We start from the raw sequence: 21,212 nt of genomic DNA, 5'->3' as shown, positions 1-21,212 counted from the left end.
AACCGGGGTGCGACGGCAAGCGTCTGGAGGGGTATGAGAACTATCAGCCCACTGGCACTGGCCCTGGCCATCCTTGCTGCTCTCATGCTCCCGGTCTCGCTGATGACACCGGCTTCTGCGGCGGCTCCGACCGTCGACGTACGTCCTCTTCCCCTGCCCGTCGGCGAGAGCCCGACGGTGCCGTATCTGCATCGTCCCTCGGCCGAGTCGGTGTCGGTGGTCGATCCGACCACCGACATGAAGACGCCGGTCGCTCTCGTGGGTGACGACCTCGACGAGTTCACGCTGCTGGGTCGGTCCGGGAAGGGCTTCGTCCTGCGGGTCACCAACCGGAACATCGACCGGATCGTCCGCGTCCAGCTCGATGTCCCGCAGAAGACGCTCGCCAACCTGCACTACTCGGCGAAGGCGCGGCTCTCGGCCGACGGCCGCTATCTGCTGCACACGTCCTACCCGAGCACCGGTGGCGTACGCGTCGTCGTGCGCGACGCCACGACCGCGGCCACGGTCGCCGGCCGTACGTTCCGGGCGGCGACCCGGCCCGAGCCGGTCGACGCGAGCGGCACGCGCGTGCTCGTGGGCGGCTTCAGCACTCCGCGCACGTTCGTGTGGGACTGGAAGGCCGGAACGATCCGGACGATCGCCTCCCGCAGCGCATACGCCGGGAGCTTCGCATCCAACCGGTTGGCGACGTACACGAAGGACCCGTCGAACCTCGATGCCTGCTCGGTGGTCTCCACCGTGTCCGCTCCCGGCACCACGCTGTGGCGCGGCTGTCTCGAGGCGGTGGCGTCGTTCGCACCCGACGGCGCCCGGTTCGCGACCAACGCGATCGAGCACGAGAACCATGCCGACGTCGTGCGCCGTCGCAGCCTCCGCGGCACGCTGCTGACCACCTATCGCAACCCCAACGGGCTGTGGATGTACGCCTGGGAGACCAACACCCGGATCCTGATGCGGTCCTACCCGAGTAGCGGCGGCGGGTGGCTGGTGCGCTGCGAGGCCACCGACTGCGAACGCGCCTGGCGGGCGTACTCCTAGAACATCGCCGGATCAGAACATGATGGTGGAGAAGCGGGCCGTCTCGAGGAAGCCGGCCCGCTCGTACGCACGGCGCGCGGGGGCGTTCCACTCGTTGACGTAGAGCGAGATACGAGGGGCGATCTCGCTGCGGACGATGTCGCAGACCGCGGCCATCCCGCGAGCGGCGAGGCCCTCGCCGCGCCGGTGCGGAGGCACCCAGACGCCTTGGATCTGGGCGGCCTCGGGGGTCGCGCAGGCGACCTCGGCCTTGAAGACGACCTCGCCGTCCTCGATCCGGGCGAAGGACCAGCCGCGTGAGATCAGCTGGAGGACCCGGGCGCGGTAGAGGTCACGGCCGCCGCCGGTCTCGGGCGAGATCCCGACCTCCTCGGAGTACATCGCCACGCACGCCGGGTAGAGCACCTCCATGTCGGCGCGGACCGTGCGGCGTACGAACGGGTCGGGCTCGACCAGGCTCTGCAGCTGCTGCTCGAGATGGGGCTGCTCCCAGCGCTGGTCGCGCGGCGTCCCCCAGGCATCGCCGATCGATCCCCACAGCGAGCGCACCGCGGGCTGTCGCCCGACGATCGTCGAGACGGTGCGTACGCGGCTGCGCGCCCGCTCGCCGAACGCGGCGGCGTCGTCATCGGTGGCCTGGATGGGGACCAGGTTGGCGCCGACGTGGCAGGCCGCGATCAGGTCGCCGCCGTCCCAGCGGCCCCAGATCTCCCCGCCGAGCCAGCGCGGCTCGAGGTTGGTGGTGCGGGCCCGGTATTCGGCGAACACGTTCACCACCGGATCCAGGGCGGTCAGCTCCAGGAACGCACTGAGATCCCCCGCGTGCAGCGGGCGGATTCCCTGGCGCGTCGTGAGCATGTCACCGAGCCTAGGGCCAATCTGGTCGTTCGTCCCCCCACGGCTCGCTGGCCGGATCACCCGAAGACGCGTTCGATGGTGTGCATCCGCTCGCGGATGGTCTTGAGGCGTACGTCCTGACCGGCCTCGCCGGTGTCGCCCCAGACGGCCCGGCCCACCATCACGCCGCGAGCTCCGAGGGAGCGAACCCGCGGGAGACGCGCGCCGAAGTCGTCCCAGCTCATGCCGTCGGAGCGCGCGACCCAGGGCGCGCCCCCGAGGTCGGCACGCTCGATCGCCGCGAGGCCCTCGTCGTTGACCTTCAGCTTGAGCACGATGCCGCCGCACCGCGAGCGCGCGCCGAGAGCGGCCAGGTCGTCGAGGCAGCCCGGCGTCGTGCAGTAGGGCTCGAGGAAGACCCTTTCGTAGCCGGGAAGTCGGTCGAGAATGGCCAGCGCCGTCGACGCGCAGCCGCCCTGGTGGTCGTCGAACCCGACCTTCACCGCGTCGGTCGACCGCTCCGGGACGACGAGATCCTCGACGGCGGCGATGTCCGGGAGTCCCGCGCAGGCGAGCTCGCGGCGTACGTCGCCGTGCCCCTGCGCGGGACGCACCACGATGCCCCAGCCCGGGGTGTCGGCCACCAGATCGAGGAGCTCGGGCCTGATGTCGGCGGAGTCCGGGGCGCGGAACAGCGCGTCGTCCGCGTGATCGATGGCAAGCCAGAAATTGGTCACTGTAGTCGCCAGTCTGAGAAGGGAGAGAGATGACGTGTGGAGGCGCTAGGCGAAGCCTAAGCAGTGCGAGCTCGCATCAGCGGCATCTCGGGTTAATTGCAGATTTCGGGTCGTGGGCGCGGCCCGTCAGTACTCCCCACCGTCCGCGACGATGCACTGGCCGTTGATGGCGGCGGCGCCGTCGGAGGCCAGGAAGACGCACACCTTGGCGACGGCGTCGGCGGTGACGAACCGGTGTCCGGGGATGCGCGCCGCCCGGTAGGCGATGTACTGGTCGACGGTCACCCCCTCCTTGCGAGCGTGCTTGACGAAGACCTGTCGGGAGGACTCGCTCCACATCGGCCCGGGGGCGACGACGTTGGCCCGGACGATGCCCTCCTCCTCTTGCGCGATCGCCTGGGCGAGCCCGGTCAACGCGTGCTTGGAGACGCCGTAGGCGGCCCGTCGCGACGGCGTACGGATCCCGAAGACGGAGCTGACCAGGACGACCGCCCCGGACCGGGCCGCCCGCAGCTTCGGGAGGGCGAGCGAGGCCGTGCGCCACACCGAGGACAGGTTGAGGTCGAGGGTGAGCTGCCACTCGGACCGGTCGATCTCGGCGACCGTGTCGGGGCTCGGGTTGATGCCGGAGCAGTTGATGAGGCCCGACAGCGTGTCGAACCCGGCGAGCGTCTCGGTCAGGGCGTCGATGCCCTCGTCGGTGGTCAGGTCGGCCGCTACCCGCGCCACCGCTCCGGTCTCGTCGGCGAGGTAGGCAAGCTCGGTCGTACGGTGGTAGCCGTGCACGATCACGGGGGTGCCTTCGGCGCTCAGCCGGCGCGCCACCGCGCTGCCGAGGTCGCCCGTGGCCCCGAGGACAAGAACCGGTGGCCGAGGTTGTGCACCCGGCGACTCAGGCTGTGTGCTCATGGCGCTCCTTGATCCGTTGGATCGCCGTCCTCACCACTTCCTCGTGTGCGGGCGGCAGACCAGTGAGAGCTTCGAGGTGGCTCAGGGAAGTGATATCACCCATTTGCCCGAGCCGATATGCGGTTATCGGAATCGCCGGCGCCAAGACCGGGTGATGCAGCCGACGGACCAGCGCCTCGGTGATGTCGGTGTCCGTGCGCAGGGCGTCGCGCTCCCGGCCGATGGACGGCGGATCCTCTTCGTGGTTCAGGATCTGCAGGTAGCCGTCGACCGGGACACGGCCGCGCAGGATCAGCTGGTACATCGCCGCCTTCCGTAGGAACAGCGACCGGAACGCCTCCAGCACGAACTCCAGCTCGTCCCAGTAGCGCTCCGGCGCCTGGTCGAGAAGCTCCCCGTAGTCCTCGCGCTCCTCGGTCAGGTAGAGGCAGATCAGCCGATCCATCCACGACAGGCTCTCGCGTACGCTCAGCCGGGCCACGGCGTCGAGGTCACCGGGCTGGAACCCGGCCTTGAGGAAGGTCATCACCATCCCGCCGAGGTGCATGTCGACGAAGCGGGCGCCGTCGAGCGCCATCGCGCGTCCGTCGAGCAGCCGGTCGCGGATGCTCTCGGCCACGAAGTAGCGGTAGAAGGTCTCGTGGGCGAACTCCGCCGATTCCACCGAGTCCTTGGTCCGCCCGCTCACCCCGAAGATCTCGGGATGGTCGAGCAGGTCGGCGATCCATTCGTATGTCAGGAAGTCACGCTGCCGGGTGATGTCGAGATCACGCTGCAGGTTGGCGAAGAGCCATTCCGAGACGCGCGGCACCGGGATCAGGTCCTGCTCCTGCGAACCCGGTTCGTCCATCCCGGTGAACATGTCCCAGGCGATGTCGCGATAGGTCTGGAACCGCACCCGGCTGGGGATGCGCGAGCTCTTCCGGTCCCAGGGTTGGCCACAGATGTGTTTGAGGTGGACGGTGTAGCCGTCCCACAGCGTCCGGGGCGCCGGAGTGCCCTCCTCGATGGACGCATAGAGCTGTTTGAGGACCAGCGGTGTCGCCGGGAAGAAGCCGCCGCCTCGCTCCATCTCCGCCGCCAGGCTGCTCAGCTTGTCGTCGCCCCCGCGCTCCTCGGCGAGCGCGCGCACGTCGACCGGGGAGATCGGCTCAACGCGTACGACCACCGGAGCCTCGACGCCGAGGCCCTCCAGGCGGGCGGGGCTGCGCAGCTGCTCGGCGAGCTCGTCGCGCTCGGTCTGCAGGTTGCGCTTGCTGATCACGACGAACCGGCCGCCGCGGCCGAACGCCGAGCGCAGCTCGCTCAGGTCGGGACGGGTGACCCCGTGCTCCTCTGCGCTGGACGAGATCAGGTCGAAGTCGTCGATGACGATCGGCGAGCGATCCTCACCGACCAGGTCACCGTAGTCGACCGGGCCGTCGCGCAGGCTGATGTAGCGCACCTGCTCCTGCGAAGCGGTCCAGTCCCGCACCTCGATCGTCTTTCCCGAGCCCGAGGGTCCGGTGAGGAAGAAGAGGTTGGACTCGGTGTTCGCGAGCCACCGGCCGAGAGCCTCGATCAGCGGGATCGTGGACTGCTCGGTCGTCAGTCCGCTCAGCGGCGCCACCCGTGCCCGTGGGAAGGTCAGCCGCGAGCTGGTCGTGGGCGCGGTCATCGGAGCCGCGGCGGCTGGAGCCGCGGGCGACGGGGCCAGCACGGGACCGGGCGGCCCGGCGCTCTCGTCACGCCAGGCGTACGCCTTCCACCACTTCGCCTGCCAGATGCCGGTGTTCTTGCGGATCCATTCCGCCCGGTGGGCGGGGTCGAGGGTGCGAGGGACCGCACCGCCCACAACGCGGATCAGCTCGTCGAGCGGCATCAGCTTCGAGCCCGACGTACGCCGATAGAAGGTGCTCCGGGCCATCGCCACGCCGGAGCCGCCATCAGCTTTTCCGGTGACCTGCCGGACCCAGGCGCGCAATTCACCGTTGAACTGCTCGGGTGAGAGAGATTCGTCGGTCATGTCCCCTCGCCGAGTCGCCCGCGTTCGCGGTTGAGAGTATCCCGCAGGCGTCCCACTTCTGTCCCAGAAACGTCCCAACTCTGGTGGGACTGTCTTCACATCGTCCCCACTCCCACCCGCCTACTGGCGAGTTGGATGTGGTCTCCGACACCGTGGAGATGTCCCCGACAGGGACAGCGCCGGCCCCACCTGACGGGCCCCAACGCTGAAGGAGATGACGACCATGAGGAACCACAAGTTCAGCATCGCCACCTTCGCCGTCACGCTTCTTGTCGTGTTCGGCTTCAACCAGCTGCTCAGCGCCGAGCCGCCCACGTGCCAGGCATCCGCCGGCACCTCGTCCGTATCCGTCGTTCTCACGGAAGGAGTGCTGTCATGAGGAGCAACTTCGTGCGCCCCGGCGATACCGTCCGGGCCCGTGGCGGCGTCCGCTCCGGGAAGCGCGGTGTCGTCGTCGCCACCGCCGTGGGCCGCACCAAGGTCCGCTTCAACGGCAGCAGCGGCACCCGTTGGGTGCGCAGCGGCAACCTGAGCTCCACCGGCAGCTCGCTGCCCTGGATCCTCCCGGTCAAGGCCGCGCTCGTCATCTTCCTGGTCGTGCCGGGCCTCCGGTTCGTCGTCGTACACCTGTGGACCCACGGCGGCCTGGACGGCTTCGCCACTGCCCTCGGAAACCAGATGGGCCAGGCCGCACTCGCCTGGGGCCACCTGATCACCACGGACCCGGTCGGAGCGCTCCTCCACCTCGGGTTCCTCGGCGTGGTCTCGAGGTTGATGCACTGGTGAGACCACCAAGACCTTCGAGGCGTACGCAGGGGGACGTCTCGGAGCACAAGAAGAAGCCCGGTCCGAGACTCGGACCGGGCTTTCCTGCGTATGCGCCTGGGGATGTTCATCGAGGTAACTCGGTGAGCGCGCACAGCCCTCGCGGAGTCCCACGAAGGAAGCGACTGTTCACCGAGGTAACTCGGTGAACATCCACCCCGTCAGCCGCTGACGGAGACCGATGCCGCCGCGCCCTCGACGGGCTCCATGCCCTCGGCGATCTTCATCGCCTCCTCGATGAGCGTCTCGACGATGGCGGACTCGGGGACGGTCTTGATGACCTCGCCCTTGACGAAGATCTGGCCCTTGCCGTTGCCGGAGGCGACACCCAGGTCGGCCTCGCGGGCCTCGCCGGGGCCGTTGACGACGCAGCCCATGACCGCGACGCGCAGCGGGACCTCGAGGCCGTCGAGCCCCGCGGTCACCTGGTCGGCGAGCTTGTAGACGTCGACCTGCGCGCGGCCGCAGCTCGGGCAGGAGACGATCTCGAGACGGCGCGGGCGGAGGTTGAGCGACTCCAGGATCTGCAGGCCGACCTTGACCTCCTCCACCGGCGGCGCGGAGAGCGAGACCCGGATCGTGTCACCGATGCCCTTGGACAGCAGCGAGCCGAAGGCGACCGACGACTTGATCGTGCCCTGGAAGGCCGGGCCGGCTTCGGTGACACCGAGGTGGAGCGGCCAGTCGCCGGCCTCGGCGAGGAGCTCGTAGGCGCGGACCATCACGACGGGGTCGTTGTGCTTCACCGAGATCTTGAAGTCGTGGAAGCCGTGCTCCTCGAAGAGGCTGGCCTCCCAGATCGCCGACTCGACGAGCGCCTCGGGGGTGGCCTTGCCGTACTTCTCCAGCAGCCGCTTGTCGAGCGAGCCGGCGTTGACGCCGATCCGGATGGAGGTGCCGTGGTCCTTGGCCGCGGCGGCGATCTCCTTGACCTGGTCGTCGAACTTGCGGATGTTGCCCGGGTTGACCCGAACCGCCGCACAGCCGGCCTCGATGGCGGCGAAGACGTACTTCGGCTGGAAGTGGATGTCGGCGATCACCGGGATCTGCGACTTCTTCGCGATCGCCGGCAGGGCGTCGGCGTCGTCCTGGCTCGGGCACGCGACCCGGACGATGTCGCAGCCCGACGCGGTGAGCTCGGCGATCTGCTGCAGCGTGGAGTTGACGTCGGAGGTCAGCGTCGTGGTCATCGACTGCACGGAGATGGGGCTCTCGCTGCCGACACCCACCGAACCGACCTTGATCTGACGAGTCTTGCGGCGGGGGGCGAGCACCGGGGCGGGTGCCTCCGGCATACCGAGGTTGGTCGGCGTGGGGATCGACGTCATGTCTACCAATCTTACGGGCGGGTCAGGCTTCCAGATGAAGCGGGACGACGAGGTCGGCGACGATCAGGACAACACCCATCACCAGCAGCGCCGAGGCCACGACGTACGCCACCGGCAGCAGCTTCGCCGGGTCGGCATGACCCGGGTCGGGCCGCCGGAAGACCTTGGCGAAGGCGCGGCGGATGCCCTCCCACAGCGCCGTCGCGATGTGACCGCCGTCGAGCGGCAGGAGCGGGACGAAGTTGAAGATGCCGATGAAGAGGTTGAAGCCACCGACCAGGAACGCGAAGCTCGAGACCTTCTCGGCGACGTCGAGTTCGTCATGGGCGGCGATCTCGCCGGCGATGCGGCCGCCGCCGACGATGCTGACCGGGCTGTCGGCAGAGCGCTCTTCGACACCGACGATCGCGAGCGCGACGTGCCAGACCTTGACCGGGAGCCGGAGCAGGGAGTGGATGGCGTTCTCCGCCATCGTGCCCATCTCCTTCAGCGCGTAGACCGGGCCCTCCTTGGTCGTCACGATGTGCGACTCGGGAGACATCCCGAAGAAGCCGACCTTGGCGGTCTCCGGGTCGGCGCTGGTGTCGTCGACGTCCTTGATCCGCTCCTGGATCACGGTCTGGGTGTGCAGCGTCATCCGCTCACCGTCGCGCTCGATGACGATGGTCGCGTCGCCGTCCATGTTGTCGCGGATCAGCTTCTGGGCGACCGACCACGAGGTCAGCTCGGTGCCGTTGAACGAGATCAGCTCGTCGCCGGGCTTCAGGCCCGCGTCGGCGGCCGGGGTCGGCTTGTCGCTGGCGCGGCACTCGCGGCCCTGGTCCTCCCAGCTCAGCAGGCACTCCTGCAGGCTGGAGACGACCGGATGTCCCGCGTTGACGACGGGCTCGCGGACCCCGTAGATGCCAAAGACGCCCCACAGCACGAAGAACGCGATCGCGATGTTCACCGTGGGCCCGCCGGCCATCACGATGACCTTCTTCCACCACGACATCTTGTAGAAGAGCCGCGGCTCGTCCTCGGGGCGGATCAGCTCCCACTCGGCCGAGCGCGCGTCGCTGATCAGCTGGGTGAACATGCCGGTGTTGGACTTGCGCACCTTCAGCGCGCCGTCCTCGGTGCGCTCCCCCAGCTGCTCGGCGCCGGGAGGCAGCATGCCGACGATCTTGACGAAGCCGCCGAGCGGGATCGCCTTGAGGCCGTACTCCGTCTCACCGATCTGCTTCGACCACACCGTCGGCCCGAAGCCGATGAAGTATTGGGTCACCTTCCCACCGAAGGCCTTCGCCGGGATCATGTGGCCGAGCTCGTGGAGCCCGATCGAGACCAGGATCGCGACGACGAAGCCGATCACGGCCAGCGTGTAGAGCAAGTAGCTCATGAACGGGTCTCCAAGATGCGGGTGGCTTCCTCGCGCGCCCAGGCGTCGGCGGCGAGCACATCCTCGATCGAGAGGCTGCTTTCAGAGCGTACGCCGCGATGGGCCGCCAGCACCTCCGCAATCGTGTCCACGATGCCGGTGAACGGGATCCGGCCCTCGTGGAAGGCGTCGACGCAGACCTCGTTCGCGGCGTTGTAGACGGCGGGGTGGGTGCCGCCGCGGGCGCCGGCCTCCCGGGCCAGCCGCACCGCGGGGAAGGCGTCGTCGTCGAGCGGCTCGAAGCGCCAGTCGGCAGCCTTGGTCCAGTCGATCGGGGTCTCGGCGTCGGCCACCCGCTCGGGCCAGGCCATGCCCATGGAGATCGGCACCAGCATCGTCGGCAGGCCGAGCTGGGCGACCACGGCGCCGTCGGTGAACTCGACCATCGAGTGGATGTACTGCTGCGGGTGGACGACGACCTCGATCCGGTCGAACGGCACGTCGAAGAGGAGATGGGCCTCGATGACCTCGAGCCCCTTGTTGACGAGGGTGGCGGAGTTGGTCGTGATCACCCGCCCCATCGCGAAGTTGGGGTGCTTGAGCGCCTGCGCCGGGGTCACCTCACCGAGCTCTTCGCGGGAGCGGCCGCGGAACGGGCCGCCCGAGGCGGTGAGCACGAGCTTGCGCACCTCGTTCGCGGCGCCCGCGCGCAGCGACTGGGCGATCGCGGAGTGCTCGGAGTCGACCGGCACGATCTGGCCTTCGCCCGCGACGCGCTTGACCAGCGGCCCGCCGATGATCAGCGACTCCTTGTTGGCCAGGGCGAGCGTGTTGCCCGCCTCGAGCGCGGCCAGCGTCGGGCGGAGTCCGACGGCGCCGGTGATCCCGTTGAGCACCACGTCGGCGGGCTGGGCAGCGGCCTCGACCGAAACCTCCTCCCCCAGCCCGGAGAGCTTCGGCGCGAACTCGGCCACCTGGGCCTCGAACAGCTCCTTGTTGGACCCGCCGGCGGTCAGTCCGACGACCCGGAACCGGTCCGGGTTGGCGCGCACCAGGTCGAGGGCCTGGGTGCCGATGGACCCGGTCGAGCCGAGGATCACCACGTCGCGTGGTCGCTGCTGATTCACCCGCACATTCTCCCAGCCGAGGCTGAGAGCGCGCCAAGCGGCTGCCGACCGCAACCGCCGCGGATTCCCCGGAAATAGCAACAGCCCCGGACTCCCCCACGGGTCCAGGGCTGTGCATGAAACGTTTTGCAACGTCTGGCCACAATTAAGCCACAAAGATGCACGCGAAAGCAAATCCTGAAACGCGTGTCCCAGTTAAACCCTTGGTTAAATCAAAGGTCTCAGGATGGCACCCAGCCGCGGCGCGACGTGGCGGACCCAGGACTCGGTCAGGTGCGAGTCGTCGTAGTAGGTCACCTTCTCCCCCACGACCAGCGGACAGCGGTCCTCGGCGCACACGAAGCGCTGGGTGTCGACGTACGCCGCCTTGGTGCCCTTCACGGCCGCCTCGGTGACCTCGTTGCTGCTGGTCTCGCGCGATTCCGGGTCGCTGAGGCAGGACAGCTGGTCGGCCTCGGGGTCGCTGAGGCAGTCGGCGGGGTTGTGGTCGACGGAGGGTACGTCGCCGAGGACGACCACCTTGCGCGAGATCTTCCGGTAGGCCTTCACCGTGCTGCGCACGGCGCGCGACCACTGCTCGTCACGGCTCATCCCGGCGTACGTCTTGGGCATGAAGAGCTGACCACGGGCGGTGGACACGATCGCGTCGGGGTCGAGTCGTTCGAGGTGGTCCGCCGACCAGTCACGGAAGGCGTCGCACTCGGCCTGGGTCATCTTCTTGCCGCGGTGCTGGACCGGATAGGGCGCACAGCCGACCTTGACGACGGGCACGACCCGGAAGCCGTTCTCCTTGCCGAGGTCGTCGAAGGCGGTCAGCCACATGCCGGCGTGGGAGTCGCCGACCACGGCGACGGTCTTCTCGGCGTCGGTGTCGCCGAGGGTGCAGTCGGCACCGCGGGTCTCCCCATAGTTGGCGTAGCAGTCGCCGTAGGTCTCCTGCCACCGGTCCTCGGTGATCTCCTCGCCGAGCACGGCCGGCGGGATCGGACCGCCTCGGTCGGCGATCTCGAGAGCGGCACGGAGCTCCCGCTGCACCTGCGGCGGGCCCCCGGTCTCGGCCGCCGTGTCGGGGACCTCGTTGGCCGCGAACCACGCCTGCGCCTGGGCGGCCCGCTCCTTCTCCGCGTACGCCGCATAGCCGGTCGTCAGCCAGCCGCTGCCGACCGCCAGCACGAGCGCGACCGGCCACAGGACCAGCGAGCGCAGACCGTGGGAGAGCACGGGAACCTGCTTGCGCTGGAACGGGAGCTCGACGAAGCGGTGGCTGAGCGCGGAGAGCAGAAGTGCGGCGGCGACCGAGACCGTCATCTCGAGGGCGGCGTCGCCGAGCCGGAGGAGCTCGGGGCCGAGCACGATCAGCGGCCAGTGCCACAGGTAGAGCGAGTAGGAGATATCTCCGAGGTAGCGCAGCGGGCGGACCGCGAGCAGTTTGGCGGTCGGGGCGTTCGCGCCCGAGGCCAGCAGCGCGACCGTGCCGAGCGTGGGCACCAGCGCCTGCCAGCCGGGGAACGGGGTGGCCTCGCTGAACACGACGGTCGAGACGACGATCGCCGCGGCTCCGCCGATCCCGGCGGCGATGCTCGCGGCGCCCTTGAGCCGCCCGCCCCAGCAGGCCAGCAACGCTCCTGCGGCGAGCTCGTAGGCACGGGCCGGCGTGGAGAAGTAGGCGGCGGTGGGGTTGTCGCCGGTGGCGTACACCGACCACGCCAGGCTGGCGACCGCGATCACCGCGGCGACGACCGTGAAACCCTTGCGACCCAGCCTGGGGACGAGCAGCAGCGCCAGCACCGGCCAGACCAGGTAGAACTGCTCCTCCACCGACAGCGACCAGTAGTGCTGGAAGGGCGAGGGCTCGCTGGGCTGGAAATACTCGACACCCTCGGCGGCGAAGTGCACGTTGGCCAGGAAGAACGCCGCCCAGGTGCCGTCGGCGGCGGCGTCGGTGAGCCGGGTCGTGGGCAGCTGCCAGGCGGCGTACGCCAGGACGACCAGGATCACGAGGGTGGCCGCCGGCAGGATGCGGCGGGCACGGCGCGCGTAGAACTGCGGGATGCTGACGGTGCCAGACTCGTCGGCCTCGCGCAGCAGCAGCGTGGTGATCAGGAAGCCGGAGAGGACGAAGAAGACATCGACGCCGACAAACCCGCCCTCGGTGTGCGGGACGCCCGCGTGGGCAGCGACGACCAGACCTACGGCAATGGCCCGGAGACCTTGGACATCTGTCCGCCATCGCTTGGCTGACATGTGGGGTGCACCTCGTGTGGGGGATCGACTGCTTCCATTGCTGGGTCCGCCCCGCGGAGGTACGCGAAACGGCCCTCGATGCTTTCACGGACCCGGTCGGCCCGCGCATCGAGGGTCGCACACCTAGATGTTTGTCTAGCGGATTACTCGCCGATGAACGACATCACGTGCTTGATCCGGGTGTAGTCCTCGAACCCGTAGACGGAGAGGTCCTTGCCGTAGCCGGAGTGCTTGAAGCCGCCGTGGGGCATCTCGGAGATGTAGGGGATGTGGGTGTTGACCCACACCACACCGAAGTCGAGGCGTTTGCTGACCCGCATGGCGGTGCCGTGGTCCTTGGTCCACACGCTCGACCCGAGGCCGTAGTCGACGTCGTTGGCGCAGCGGAGCGCCTCGGCCTCGTCGGCGAACCGCTGCACGGTGATCACCGGGCCGAAGATCTCGTGCTGGATCTGCTCGTCGTCCTGGCGCAGGCCGGCGAGGACGGTGGGCTGGTAGAAGTAGCCGTTCTCGCCGCCCTCGACCCACGCCGGCGCTCCCCCGGCCGCGATCGTGGCGTGGTCCGGGAGCCGGTCGACCATGCCCGCCACCCGGGCGAGCTGGCCGGGGTTGTTGAGCGCGCCGACGTCGCGGTTGTCGGCCGGGAGCCCGACGGTGGTGTTGCGAGCCGCCTCCGCGAGCGCGGCGACGAACTCGTCGTGGATGCCCGCCTGCACCAGCACGCGGGTCGCGGCCGTGCAGTCCTGGCCGGCGTTGAAGTAGCCGGCCGCGGCGATGCCCGCGACCGCCTTGTCGATGTCGGCGTCGTCGAAGACGATCACCGGCGCCTTGCCGCCGAGCTCGAGGTGGACCCGCTTGACGTCGGCCGCCGCGCTCGCGGCGACCTCCATGCCGGCACGCACCGAGCCGGTGATGGCGACCATCTGCGGCGTCTTGTGGCGGATCAGCGCGCGGCCGGTGTCGCGGTCGCCGGTGACCAGGTTGAGCACGCCCGGCGGCAGGAACTCCTGGGCCAGCTCGGCCAGCAGCGACGAGCTCGCCGGGGTCGTGTCGGAGGGCTTGAGGACGACCGTGTTGCCGGCGGCGAGGGCCGGGGCGATCTTCCACGACATCATCGCGAGCGGGTAGTTCCAGGGCGTGACCTGCCCGATCACGCCGATCGGCTCACGGCGGATCCAGGACGTGTGATCGGCCAGATACTCGCCCGCACTCTTGCCCTCCAGGGTCCGAGCCGCCCCCGCGAAGAACCGGAAGTGGTCGATCGTCGGCGGCAGCTCCTCCTCCAGGGTCAGCCGGTAGGGCTTGCCGGTGTCCTTGACCTCCACCGCGGTCAGCTCCTCGGCGCGAGCCTCCATCGCGTCGGCGATCCGGAGCAGGGCCAGGCTGCGCTCCTGAGGCGTGGTCTCGCCCCAGGTCTCGAAGGCCGATGCGGCAGCGGCGTACGCCTTGTCGACGTCGGCCTCGGTCGACATCGAGGCCTGTGCGTAGACCTCACCGGTGGCGGGGTCGACGACGTCGTACGTCGCGGCGTCGGCGGCCCCGCACAGCTCGCCGCCGATCACGTTCCTGAAGATCTGGTCAGCCATGCGGTAGAGACTAACTCCTTCCCGTAACAGGGATGTCACAACTGAATCCGAAGTGATATTCGCACTTTGAAACGGATTCGCTTGCGAAAGCAAGATGCGGTAGGTGACCATGGAGTCATGACCGGCAACCACGAGCAGCTGCAGCGCGACGCCAAGGACCACCTCTGGATGCACTTCACGCGGCATTCGAGCTACGCCGAGGCGGATGTGCCGATCATCGCCAGGGGCGAGGGCGCCTACATCTACGACATCGAGGGCAACCGCTACCTCGACGGTCTGGCCGGGCTCTTCGTGACCCAGGTCGGCCACGGCCGCGCCGAGCTCGCCGACGCCGGCGCGGCCCAGGCCAAGCAGCTGGCCTTCCATCCGCTGTGGTCCTACGCGCACGAGCCGGCGATCGAGCTCGCCGCCCGGCTGGCGTCGCTCGCGCCCGGCGACCTCAACCGCGTCTTCTTCACCAACTCCGGCTCCGAGGCCGTCGAGACCGCGTGGAAGCTGGCCAAGAACTACTTCAAGCTGCGCGGCAAGCCGGGCAAGCACAAGGTGATCGGGCGCAACATCGCCTACCACGGCACGACCCACGGAGCGCTGTCGATCACCGGGCTGGCCGACATCAAGGCGCCGTTCGAGCCGCTGGTCCCCTCGACCTTCCGGGTGCCCAACACCAACATCTACCGCGCCTTTGAGATCACCGGCGGGCTGATGGACGGCAGCGACCCGGAGGCGTTCGGCCGTTGGTGCGCGGACCAGATCGACGTCGCGATCCGCGCCGAGGGGCCCGACACGGTCGCCGCGGTCTTCCTGGAACCGGTGCAGAACTCGGGCGGTTGCTTCCCGCCTCCCCCGGGCTACTTCCAGCGGGTGCGGGAGATCTGCGACGAGCACGACGTGCTCCTCGTCTCCGACGAGGTCATCTGCGCCTACGGCCGGCTCGGCACGATGTTCGGCGCGGAGCGGTTCGGCTACGTCCCCGACATGATCACCTCGGCCAAGGGCCTGACCTCGGGCTACGCGCCGCTGGGCGCCACGATCATCTCCGACCGGCTGATGGAGCCCTTCCTGACCGGTGACGAGACGTTCTACCACGGTTACACCTTCGGTGGTCACCCCGTCTCCACCGCCGTGGCGATGGCCAACCTCGACCTCTTCGAGGCCGAGGACCTGCTCGGCAACGTACGCCGCAACGAGGCCGCGTTCCGGGCCACCCTGGAGAAGCTGAAGGACCTGCCGGTCGTCGGCGACGTACGCGGCACCGGCTACTTCTACGGCATCGAGCTGGTCAAGGACCGTGAGACCCGCGAGACGTTCACCGAGGAGGAGTGCGAGCGCATCCTCTACGGATACGTCTCCAAGGCGCTGTGGTCCGAGGGCCTCTACTGCCGGGCCGACGACCGCGGCGACCCCGTCATCCAGCTCTCCCCGCCCCTCACCGTGGGTCAGGCCGAGTTCGACGAGATGGAGCAGATCCTGCGCCGGGTGCTGGAGAAGGCCTCGACGATGCTCTGACGCGGGTCAGCCGACGACGCGTACCTCGCTCCCCAGGACGGCACCGTCCTGCAGGGTCAGGTGGTCGCCCGACCAGAAGCGACCGGGGTCGTAGTAGTTGGTGGGGCGCTCGTCGTCGAGCAGACCCATCTCCTGGTAGGTGGCCGCGACGACCTCGGCGCAGTAGACCTGCTCGATCCCGGCCTTGGAGCGGAACCTGCCGCGCGCCCAGCGCCCGGCCAGTGCGGCGGTCGAAGGGAACGGGGTGCCGTCGAGCCGCGCGATCGTCCGCAGCAGGGCATCCTCCCGCTTACGGTCGATGTCGGCGGTGAGCTGACGCAACCAGACCTGCTGCTCGTAGCGCCCGGCCCACTGCTCGACCGCGGCCCGCAGGTCGTGGAGCTGTACGCCGCGGTGATGGGTGCCGGTGTAGAGGTCGAGCAGCCCCTTGCCGAGCTCGGCGTGCCACATCAGCGGCGGCAGGTCGTCGAGCACGACCGCCATCCCGACGTGGTTGACGGGGGCGTTGCTGAGCATCCGGATCGCCCGGTCGGCGACCGACCGGCCCCGGAAGAGCCACAGATCACCGGTGCGGGTCTGGTCCACGGCGTCGGCAAGGGAGATAGTGGTGTCGTCAGACATCTCGAGCAGGGGGTCCTCAATGGGTTTGGGCAGTGCACGCGTGTGGAAGATCGTCGGTCTCGCCGGTCTGGCCGGAGTCACCGCGACAGGCGTCATCATCGCGCGCAACCACCGCCAGCGTACGCAGCGCACGCCGGAGGAGATCCACGCCAAGCTCCGCGAGCGGGTCGCGGCGGCTCAGGAAGCCGCCTGAGCAGGGTGCAGGGATACCCGGTTAACCGGGGATTCCTGCACTTCTCAGGCAATGCAACACCCGAGAAGTGCAGGGAACACCCGTACGCCGTGACGCATGAGGCTCGTGTGACTCGCGCCTAGGAGTCGAAGCCGAGCCCTAGCCGGTCCATCGTCCGCAGGAACAGGTCGCGGCGGCCACCGTTGGCATCCGCCTTGCCGAGCGAGCGGACCATCATCGAGATACCCGCGTAGCGCGCCGGCTCGGGCGGGAACGGCAGCGGCTTGGAGCGCACCATCTCCAGCGACGTACGCTCCGTCTGCTCGCCGCTGAGCAGGTCGAGCATCACCTGGGCGCCGAACCGGGTGGCCCCGACGCCGAGCCCGGTGTAGCCGAGGGCGTAGGCGACGCGGCCGGCGTAGGCCTTCCCGAAGAAGGCCGAGAAGCGGGTGCAGGTGTCGATGACGCCGGCCCAGCGGTGGGTGAAGCGCAGCCCCTCGAGCTGCGGGAACGTCTCGAAGAAGTGCGTCGCGAGCTTGTCGTGGGTGGCCCCGGTCTCCAGCTCCGGCGAGATCTTCGAGCCGAAGTGGTAGATCGCGTCGTAGCCGCCCCACAGGATCCGGTTGTCCCTGGTCAGGCGGTAGTAGTGGAAATGGTTGGCGGAGTCGCTGACCCCCTGCCGGTTGGCCCAGCCGATGGCGTCCATCTGCGACGGTGAGAGCGGCTCGGTCGTGAGTACGTAGTCGTAGACCGGCACGGTCATCATCTTCAGTCGCCGCAGCAGCGGCGGGAAGGCGTTGGTGGCCAGTGCCACCCGCCCGGCGTGCACCGACCCGGTCAGCGTCGAGACCCGCATCCCTGCCCCGTCACGGGCGAGGCCGGTCACCGCAGAGCCCTCGTGGATCACCACCCCCGCGTCCAGGCAGGCCTGCCGCAGCCCCCAAGCCAGGCGCGCGGGCTCGACGGTGGCGGTGTCGCCGAGCACTTCCAGCCCACCGAGGTAGCTCGGCGAACGGATCTCGTTCCGCACCCCGTCCTCGTCGAGCAACCGGTGCTTGACGCCGTGCTCCGTCAACGCCGCCGACCACTCCGCGAGGTCGTCGACCTCGTGCGGCCGGGTGGCGACGTTGAGGGCGCCGGTGAGCCGCCAGTCGCAGTCGATGCCGTGCTCCTGGATCGTCGCCGCCATCTCGTCGAGATTCTGCTGGCCGAGCCGGTCCAAGGTCGCGAGCTCGTCGGGCCAGCGCTCCAGACCGTTCCAGAACCCGTGGGTCAGTGAGGCCTCGGCGAAGCCGCCATTGCGCCCGGAGGCCTGGTCGCCGCACTGGCCGGCCTCCAGCAGCACCACCGACCACGACGGAAACCGCGTCCGGGCCAGCAGTGCCGTCCACAACCCCGAGTAGCCGCCACCGACGACCACCAGATCCGCCGACGCCACCCCGAGCAGAGGCGGCAGGGGCGCGGGCTTGGCGGGGTCAGCGAGCCAGTAGACGGCGGGCTTCGCATCGGTCAGCGACACATGGTTCACGTCGCCCACTATGGCAACTTCGCAGGCACTCAGCCACACAGAATGTACGGAATCATGGAAATTGTTCGTTACACACGACGGATTTCGTTGCATCTGGCGCCGGAAAACGGGTTCACTTGGCGGCATGACCACTCGCAAGCGCAACGGGGGCGCTCACCTCGACGAGGTCAACAAGCTGATCATCGAGCAGCTCCAGCAGGACGGCCGGCGCAGCTACGCCGCAATCGGCAAGGAGGTCGGCCTCAGCGAGGCCGCGGTGCGCCAGCGCGTACAGCGCCTGGTCGACAGCGGTGTCATGCAGGTCGTCGCGGTAACCGACCCGCTCGAGCTCGGCTTCGCGCGGCAGGCCATGATCGGCGTACGCACCTCCGGGCCGATCGAGGGGATCGCCGACGAGCTCGGCAAGCTCGACGAGGTCGACTACATCGTCATCACCGCCGGTTCCTACGACCTGCTCGTCGAGGTCGTGGCCGAGAGCGACGAGGCGCTGCTCAACCTGGTCTCCAGCAAGATCCGCGCCATCGAGGGCGTGGTCAGCACCGAGACGTTCATGTACCTCCACCTGCACAAGCAGACCTACGCGTGGGGCGTCCGGTGAGCCGCGGTTACCCCGGCATCAGCCTGTGGCACGAGACTGCGGGCGAGGACTGGGAGCCGCGTCCGGCACTGATGGGCGACCTCGAGGTCGACGTCGCGATCGTCGGCGCCGGCTACACCGGGCTGTGGACGGCCTACTACCTGGCCGAGGCGCGGCCCGACTTGAAGATCGCGATCCTCGAGGCCGAGGTCGCCGGGTTCGGCGCATCTGGCCGCAACGGCGGCTGGTGCTCGGCCCTCTTCCCTGCCTCGCTCGACAAGGTGGCGGCAGGCTCCAGCCGGGAGGCCGCGCTCGCCCAGGACCGGGCGATGCGGGCGACCGTCGACGAGGTGATCCGGGTCGCCGAGGCGGAGGGGATCGAGGCTGACATCGCCAAGGGCGGCACGGTCGTCGTGGCCCGTACGACCGCTCAGCTCGAGCGCGCCCGGCACGAGGTGCAGCATGCCCGTTCCTGGGGCCTCGGCGACGCCGAGATCTCCTTGCTGGACCAGGACGCCGCCAGGAAGCGGCTCGCCGCGACCGGCACCCTCGGCGCCACCTACACCCCCGACTGCGCCGCGCTCCACCCCGCCAAGCTCGTCCGCGGCCTGGCGCGCGCCGTCGAGGCCCGTGGGGTCACGATCTATGAGCAGACCCGGGTCACCTCGATCGAGCCGCACCTGCTGCGCACCGATCGCGACGTGGTCAGCGCCGACGTCGTCGTACGCGCCACCGAGGGCTACACCCCGACCTTGGCCGGCCTCGAGCGCGAGGTCATCCCGGTGCGCTCCCTCATCATCGCCACCGAGCCGCTCACCGACCTGGTCTGGTCGAGCATCGGCCTGGAGGAGCGCGAGACCTTCTCCGACGGCCGCCACCTGCTGATCTACGGGCAGCGCACCGCGGACGACCGGCTCGTCTTCGGCGGGCGAGGTGCTCCGTACTCCTTCGGCTCGAAGATCACCCACGCGGACGCCTCCGACCTGCGCACCCACCGTCGCCTGGAGGCGACCCTGATCGAGATGTTTCCGGCCGTACGCGGCCACAAGGTGACCCACCGGTGGGGCGGCGTCCTCGGCATCCCGCGCGACTGGCACGCCTCGGTCGCTTACGACCCGGCCAGCGGCATCGCCCACGCCGGCGGCTACGTCGGCGACGGTGTCGCGACCACCAACCTCGCTGGCCGTACGCTGCGGGACCTGATCTTCGGCACCGACTCCGACCTCACCGCTCTCCCCTGGGTCGGCCACGTCTCCCCGCGCTGGGAGCCGGAGCCGCTGCGGTGGCTCGGCGTCAACGCCGGGCTGCGTGCCATGACCGTGGCCGACGTGGAGGAGAACGCCACCGGCAAGGGCTCCCTGCTCGCCCGGGCCGTCGCGCCGCTCGTCGGCGGCCACTGACGTCCCGCGCCTTCGCCGTTCCCCCGCGATCAGGCATTACGCTGCGGCCGTCGCACGAGGATCTCGGGGGAAGTCATGGCTGTCTCGTCCGGCGCCAAGAAGGCGCTCGTCTCTGTCGGCGTGCTGGTCTGCGTCGGCGCGCTGCTCGTCGGGATCGGACACTGGCGTGCCCACGACCTGGTCTCGGGCGACGTGGTCTGGCACGTGGCTGCCGAGGACAGCGGCGATGCAGCGGTCGTCGTCCGCGATCGGGTCTACACCTACGACACCGGCCGGCTGACGATTCGTGACCTCGGATCAGGGAAGCAGATCGCAGAGGAGTATCGGGACGGCGCGTGGGCGTTCGCCGGAGACGGTGGCCACATCGCGGTCGTCGGGAACGACAGCATCGCGATGTACGACCGGGACGGCCAAGACCTCTGGCACCGGACGTTGGACGATCTCTACCTGCCCATCGCCATCAGCCGCGACGGCACGCTGGACGCGATCGCCTGCTCGGAGGAGAGCGAGTGCGTCACCGCTCGGCTCGACGTCTCCGGTCGAGTGACATCACGCACCTCGCGCGGCTCGACCGATCTCTGGACGCCGGTTTTCATCGGCGTCGACACCTTCGAGAACCACCCGTCCGTCCGGCGGGTCCCGGCGATCGCGACCGACATCGACCCGACGAAGCGTTCCGCCTTCCAGGTACGCGACGGCGAGCCGTTCGGTCCCGCGGTCGACGTCACGGACGACGTCGCCGCCCAGGTCGGCGACCTGCTCGTCGGGATGTCCCGCAAGGACGGTACCTGTCAGTTCGCCGCCACCCGAGCGGGCAAACGAGCATGGACCACCTCCACTCCGTGCCCCGACCTCGGCTATCCCAAGGTTGAGGTCTTCACCGACCGGATCTACGTCACCAACCCGTCGGGTGACGCCTACGACGTGGTCACCACGGACCTCGAAGGTCGCCGAGCCACGAGCTTCCGGATCAAGACCGGGCCGACCTCGGAGGAGGACAGGACCCGGCTCTCACCCACTCCGGATGCCATCGTGCTCACCCTGACCGACCAGATCGCCGGGTACTCCCCCACGACCGGGAAGAGGCTGTGGAGCCAGAAGCTGTCGCGAACCTCTCATGACGCGCTGGACAAGACGAGGAAGATCTACCCGGGCGTCGAGGTGAGCGGACCGGTCATCGACCGATACGAGAACGGCCCCCAGGCGCTGGCCACGCTCGCCGTCGGGCGTGACGTCCCGGCATACACGCACACCTATCTCGATGCCACCTCCGGGGAGGAGTCGGCCGAGGTCGCGGCGCCGTACGGAGTCTCCTCTATCGGACTGGAGGACGGACGGGTCCTGGTCCTGGGGGACGACGAAATCTGGCTGGTCGCCGGGTAGGGACCGGATAAACCTGTTGCGTACGC

Annotated in this window: 19 protein-coding genes; 8 read left to right on the top strand and 11 right to left on the bottom strand. The window is 69.2% G+C overall.

Features of this window, described 5'->3' with window-relative positions; translation table 11 throughout:
• Window positions 1-33: 33 nt before the first annotated feature.
• Complete coding sequence (locus ACFVJS_RS11190; RefSeq protein ID WP_378879524.1) at window positions 34-1,041, top strand: hypothetical protein; 1,008 nt, start codon at window positions 34-36, stop codon at window positions 1,039-1,041.
• Window positions 1,042-1,053: 12 nt separating this feature from the next.
• Here the strand turns inward: ACFVJS_RS11190 and ACFVJS_RS11185 are convergent, their stop codons facing one another.
• The 4 genes from ACFVJS_RS11185 to ACFVJS_RS11170 form a co-directional block, all read right to left on the bottom strand.
• Window positions 1,054-1,899: a GNAT family N-acetyltransferase gene (locus tag ACFVJS_RS11185; RefSeq protein ID WP_378879521.1), complete on the bottom strand. Its 846-nt coding sequence runs from the start codon at window positions 1,897-1,899 to the stop codon at window positions 1,054-1,056.
• 56 nt (window positions 1,900-1,955) lie between these two features.
• Entirely contained in the window at window positions 1,956-2,615 is a 660-nt protein-coding gene (locus ACFVJS_RS11180; RefSeq protein ID WP_378879518.1) for a hypothetical protein, read from the bottom strand.
• Between the two features lie 126 nt (window positions 2,616-2,741).
• Window positions 2,742-3,524 (bottom strand): SDR family NAD(P)-dependent oxidoreductase, encoded by a 783-nt coding sequence (locus tag ACFVJS_RS11175; RefSeq protein WP_378879515.1) that lies wholly within the window; start codon window positions 3,522-3,524, stop codon window positions 2,742-2,744.
• Entirely contained in the window at window positions 3,508-5,529 is a 2,022-nt protein-coding gene (locus tag ACFVJS_RS11170) for a hypothetical protein (RefSeq protein WP_378879512.1), read from the bottom strand. The genes ACFVJS_RS11175 and ACFVJS_RS11170 overlap by 17 nt, the downstream gene beginning before the upstream one ends.
• 223 nt (window positions 5,530-5,752) lie before the next feature.
• On the opposite strand from ACFVJS_RS11170, the gene ACFVJS_RS11165 reads away from it, so the two are divergent.
• Both ACFVJS_RS11165 and ACFVJS_RS11160 read left to right on the top strand, forming a co-directional pair.
• Window positions 5,753-5,908, top strand: coding sequence for a hypothetical protein (locus ACFVJS_RS11165; protein ID WP_165110430.1), 156 nt, complete (start codon window positions 5,753-5,755; stop codon window positions 5,906-5,908).
• The gene (locus ACFVJS_RS11160) at window positions 5,905-6,315 is read left to right on the top strand and encodes a hypothetical protein (protein ID WP_378879509.1); all 411 of its coding nucleotides are present in this window, start codon (window positions 5,905-5,907) and stop codon (window positions 6,313-6,315) included. Before ACFVJS_RS11165 ends, ACFVJS_RS11160 begins: the two co-directional genes overlap by 4 nt.
• A 200-nt stretch (window positions 6,316-6,515) precedes the next feature.
• Here ACFVJS_RS11160 and ispG read toward each other — a convergent pair whose 3' ends face one another.
• The 5 genes from ispG to ACFVJS_RS11135 all read right to left on the bottom strand — a co-directional run bounded on the left by ispG (window position 6,516) and on the right by ACFVJS_RS11135 (window position 13,999).
• Window positions 6,516-7,682: a flavodoxin-dependent (E)-4-hydroxy-3-methylbut-2-enyl-diphosphate synthase gene (ispG, locus tag ACFVJS_RS11155; RefSeq protein WP_378879507.1), complete on the bottom strand. Its 1,167-nt coding sequence runs from the start codon at window positions 7,680-7,682 to the stop codon at window positions 6,516-6,518.
• Window positions 7,683-7,704: 22 nt separating this feature from the next.
• Window positions 7,705-9,063: a M50 family metallopeptidase gene (locus ACFVJS_RS11150; protein WP_378879504.1), complete on the bottom strand. Its 1,359-nt coding sequence runs from the start codon at window positions 9,061-9,063 to the stop codon at window positions 7,705-7,707.
• Entirely contained in the window at window positions 9,060-10,169 is a 1,110-nt protein-coding gene (dxr, locus tag ACFVJS_RS11145; RefSeq protein WP_378879501.1) for a 1-deoxy-D-xylulose-5-phosphate reductoisomerase, read from the bottom strand. The genes ACFVJS_RS11150 and dxr overlap by 4 nt, the downstream gene beginning before the upstream one ends.
• A 207-nt stretch (window positions 10,170-10,376) precedes the next feature.
• A complete protein-coding gene (locus ACFVJS_RS11140; protein WP_378879499.1) occupies window positions 10,377-12,413 on the bottom strand; it encodes an acyltransferase family protein in 2,037 nt (678 codons plus the stop codon).
• A gap of 143 nt (window positions 12,414-12,556) precedes the next feature.
• On the bottom strand, window positions 12,557-13,999 hold the full coding sequence (locus ACFVJS_RS11135) for a gamma-aminobutyraldehyde dehydrogenase (protein ID WP_378879496.1): 1,443 nt from the start codon (window positions 13,997-13,999) through the stop codon (window positions 12,557-12,559).
• 117 nt (window positions 14,000-14,116) lie between these two features.
• Between ACFVJS_RS11135 and ACFVJS_RS11130 the strand changes: the two genes are divergently transcribed.
• On the top strand, window positions 14,117-15,505 hold the full coding sequence (locus ACFVJS_RS11130) for an aspartate aminotransferase family protein (RefSeq protein WP_378879494.1): 1,389 nt from the start codon (window positions 14,117-14,119) through the stop codon (window positions 15,503-15,505).
• 6 nt (window positions 15,506-15,511) lie between these two features.
• On the opposite strand, the gene ACFVJS_RS11125 is transcribed toward ACFVJS_RS11130, so the two are convergent.
• A complete protein-coding gene (locus ACFVJS_RS11125) occupies window positions 15,512-16,126 on the bottom strand; it encodes a hypothetical protein (protein WP_165110422.1) in 615 nt (204 codons plus the stop codon).
• Window positions 16,127-16,166: 40 nt separating this feature from the next.
• Here ACFVJS_RS11125 and ACFVJS_RS11120 point away from each other — a divergent pair, with 40 nt between their 5' ends.
• Window positions 16,167-16,319: a hypothetical protein gene (locus ACFVJS_RS11120; RefSeq protein ID WP_378879491.1), complete on the top strand. Its 153-nt coding sequence runs from the start codon at window positions 16,167-16,169 to the stop codon at window positions 16,317-16,319.
• A 118-nt stretch (window positions 16,320-16,437) separates the two neighbouring features.
• Here the strand turns inward: ACFVJS_RS11120 and ACFVJS_RS11115 are convergent, their stop codons facing one another.
• Window positions 16,438-17,826, bottom strand: coding sequence for an NAD(P)/FAD-dependent oxidoreductase (locus ACFVJS_RS11115; RefSeq protein ID WP_378879489.1), 1,389 nt, complete (start codon window positions 17,824-17,826; stop codon window positions 16,438-16,440).
• Window positions 17,827-17,950: 124 nt separating this feature from the next.
• Here ACFVJS_RS11115 and ACFVJS_RS11110 point away from each other — a divergent pair, with 124 nt between their 5' ends.
• The 3 genes from ACFVJS_RS11110 (at window position 17,951) to ACFVJS_RS11100 (ending at window position 21,186) form a co-directional block, all read left to right on the top strand.
• Window positions 17,951-18,424 (top strand): Lrp/AsnC family transcriptional regulator, encoded by a 474-nt coding sequence (locus tag ACFVJS_RS11110; RefSeq protein WP_008363265.1) that lies wholly within the window; start codon window positions 17,951-17,953, stop codon window positions 18,422-18,424.
• The gene (locus tag ACFVJS_RS11105) at window positions 18,421-19,803 is read left to right on the top strand and encodes an NAD(P)/FAD-dependent oxidoreductase (protein ID WP_378879487.1); all 1,383 of its coding nucleotides are present in this window, start codon (window positions 18,421-18,423) and stop codon (window positions 19,801-19,803) included. Before ACFVJS_RS11110 ends, ACFVJS_RS11105 begins: the two co-directional genes overlap by 4 nt.
• Before the next feature lie 75 nt (window positions 19,804-19,878).
• Window positions 19,879-21,186, top strand: a complete 1,308-nt coding sequence (locus ACFVJS_RS11100) for a hypothetical protein (protein ID WP_378879484.1) — start codon at window positions 19,879-19,881, stop codon at window positions 21,184-21,186.
• Window positions 21,187-21,212 lie beyond the last annotated feature (26 nt).

The sequence above is a fragment of the Nocardioides sp. NPDC057772 genome, from assembly GCF_042798075.1.
Lineage (GTDB): Bacteria > Actinomycetota > Actinomycetes > Propionibacteriales > Nocardioidaceae > Nocardioides.
This window is presented reverse-complemented; position numbering and strand designations above follow the sequence as displayed.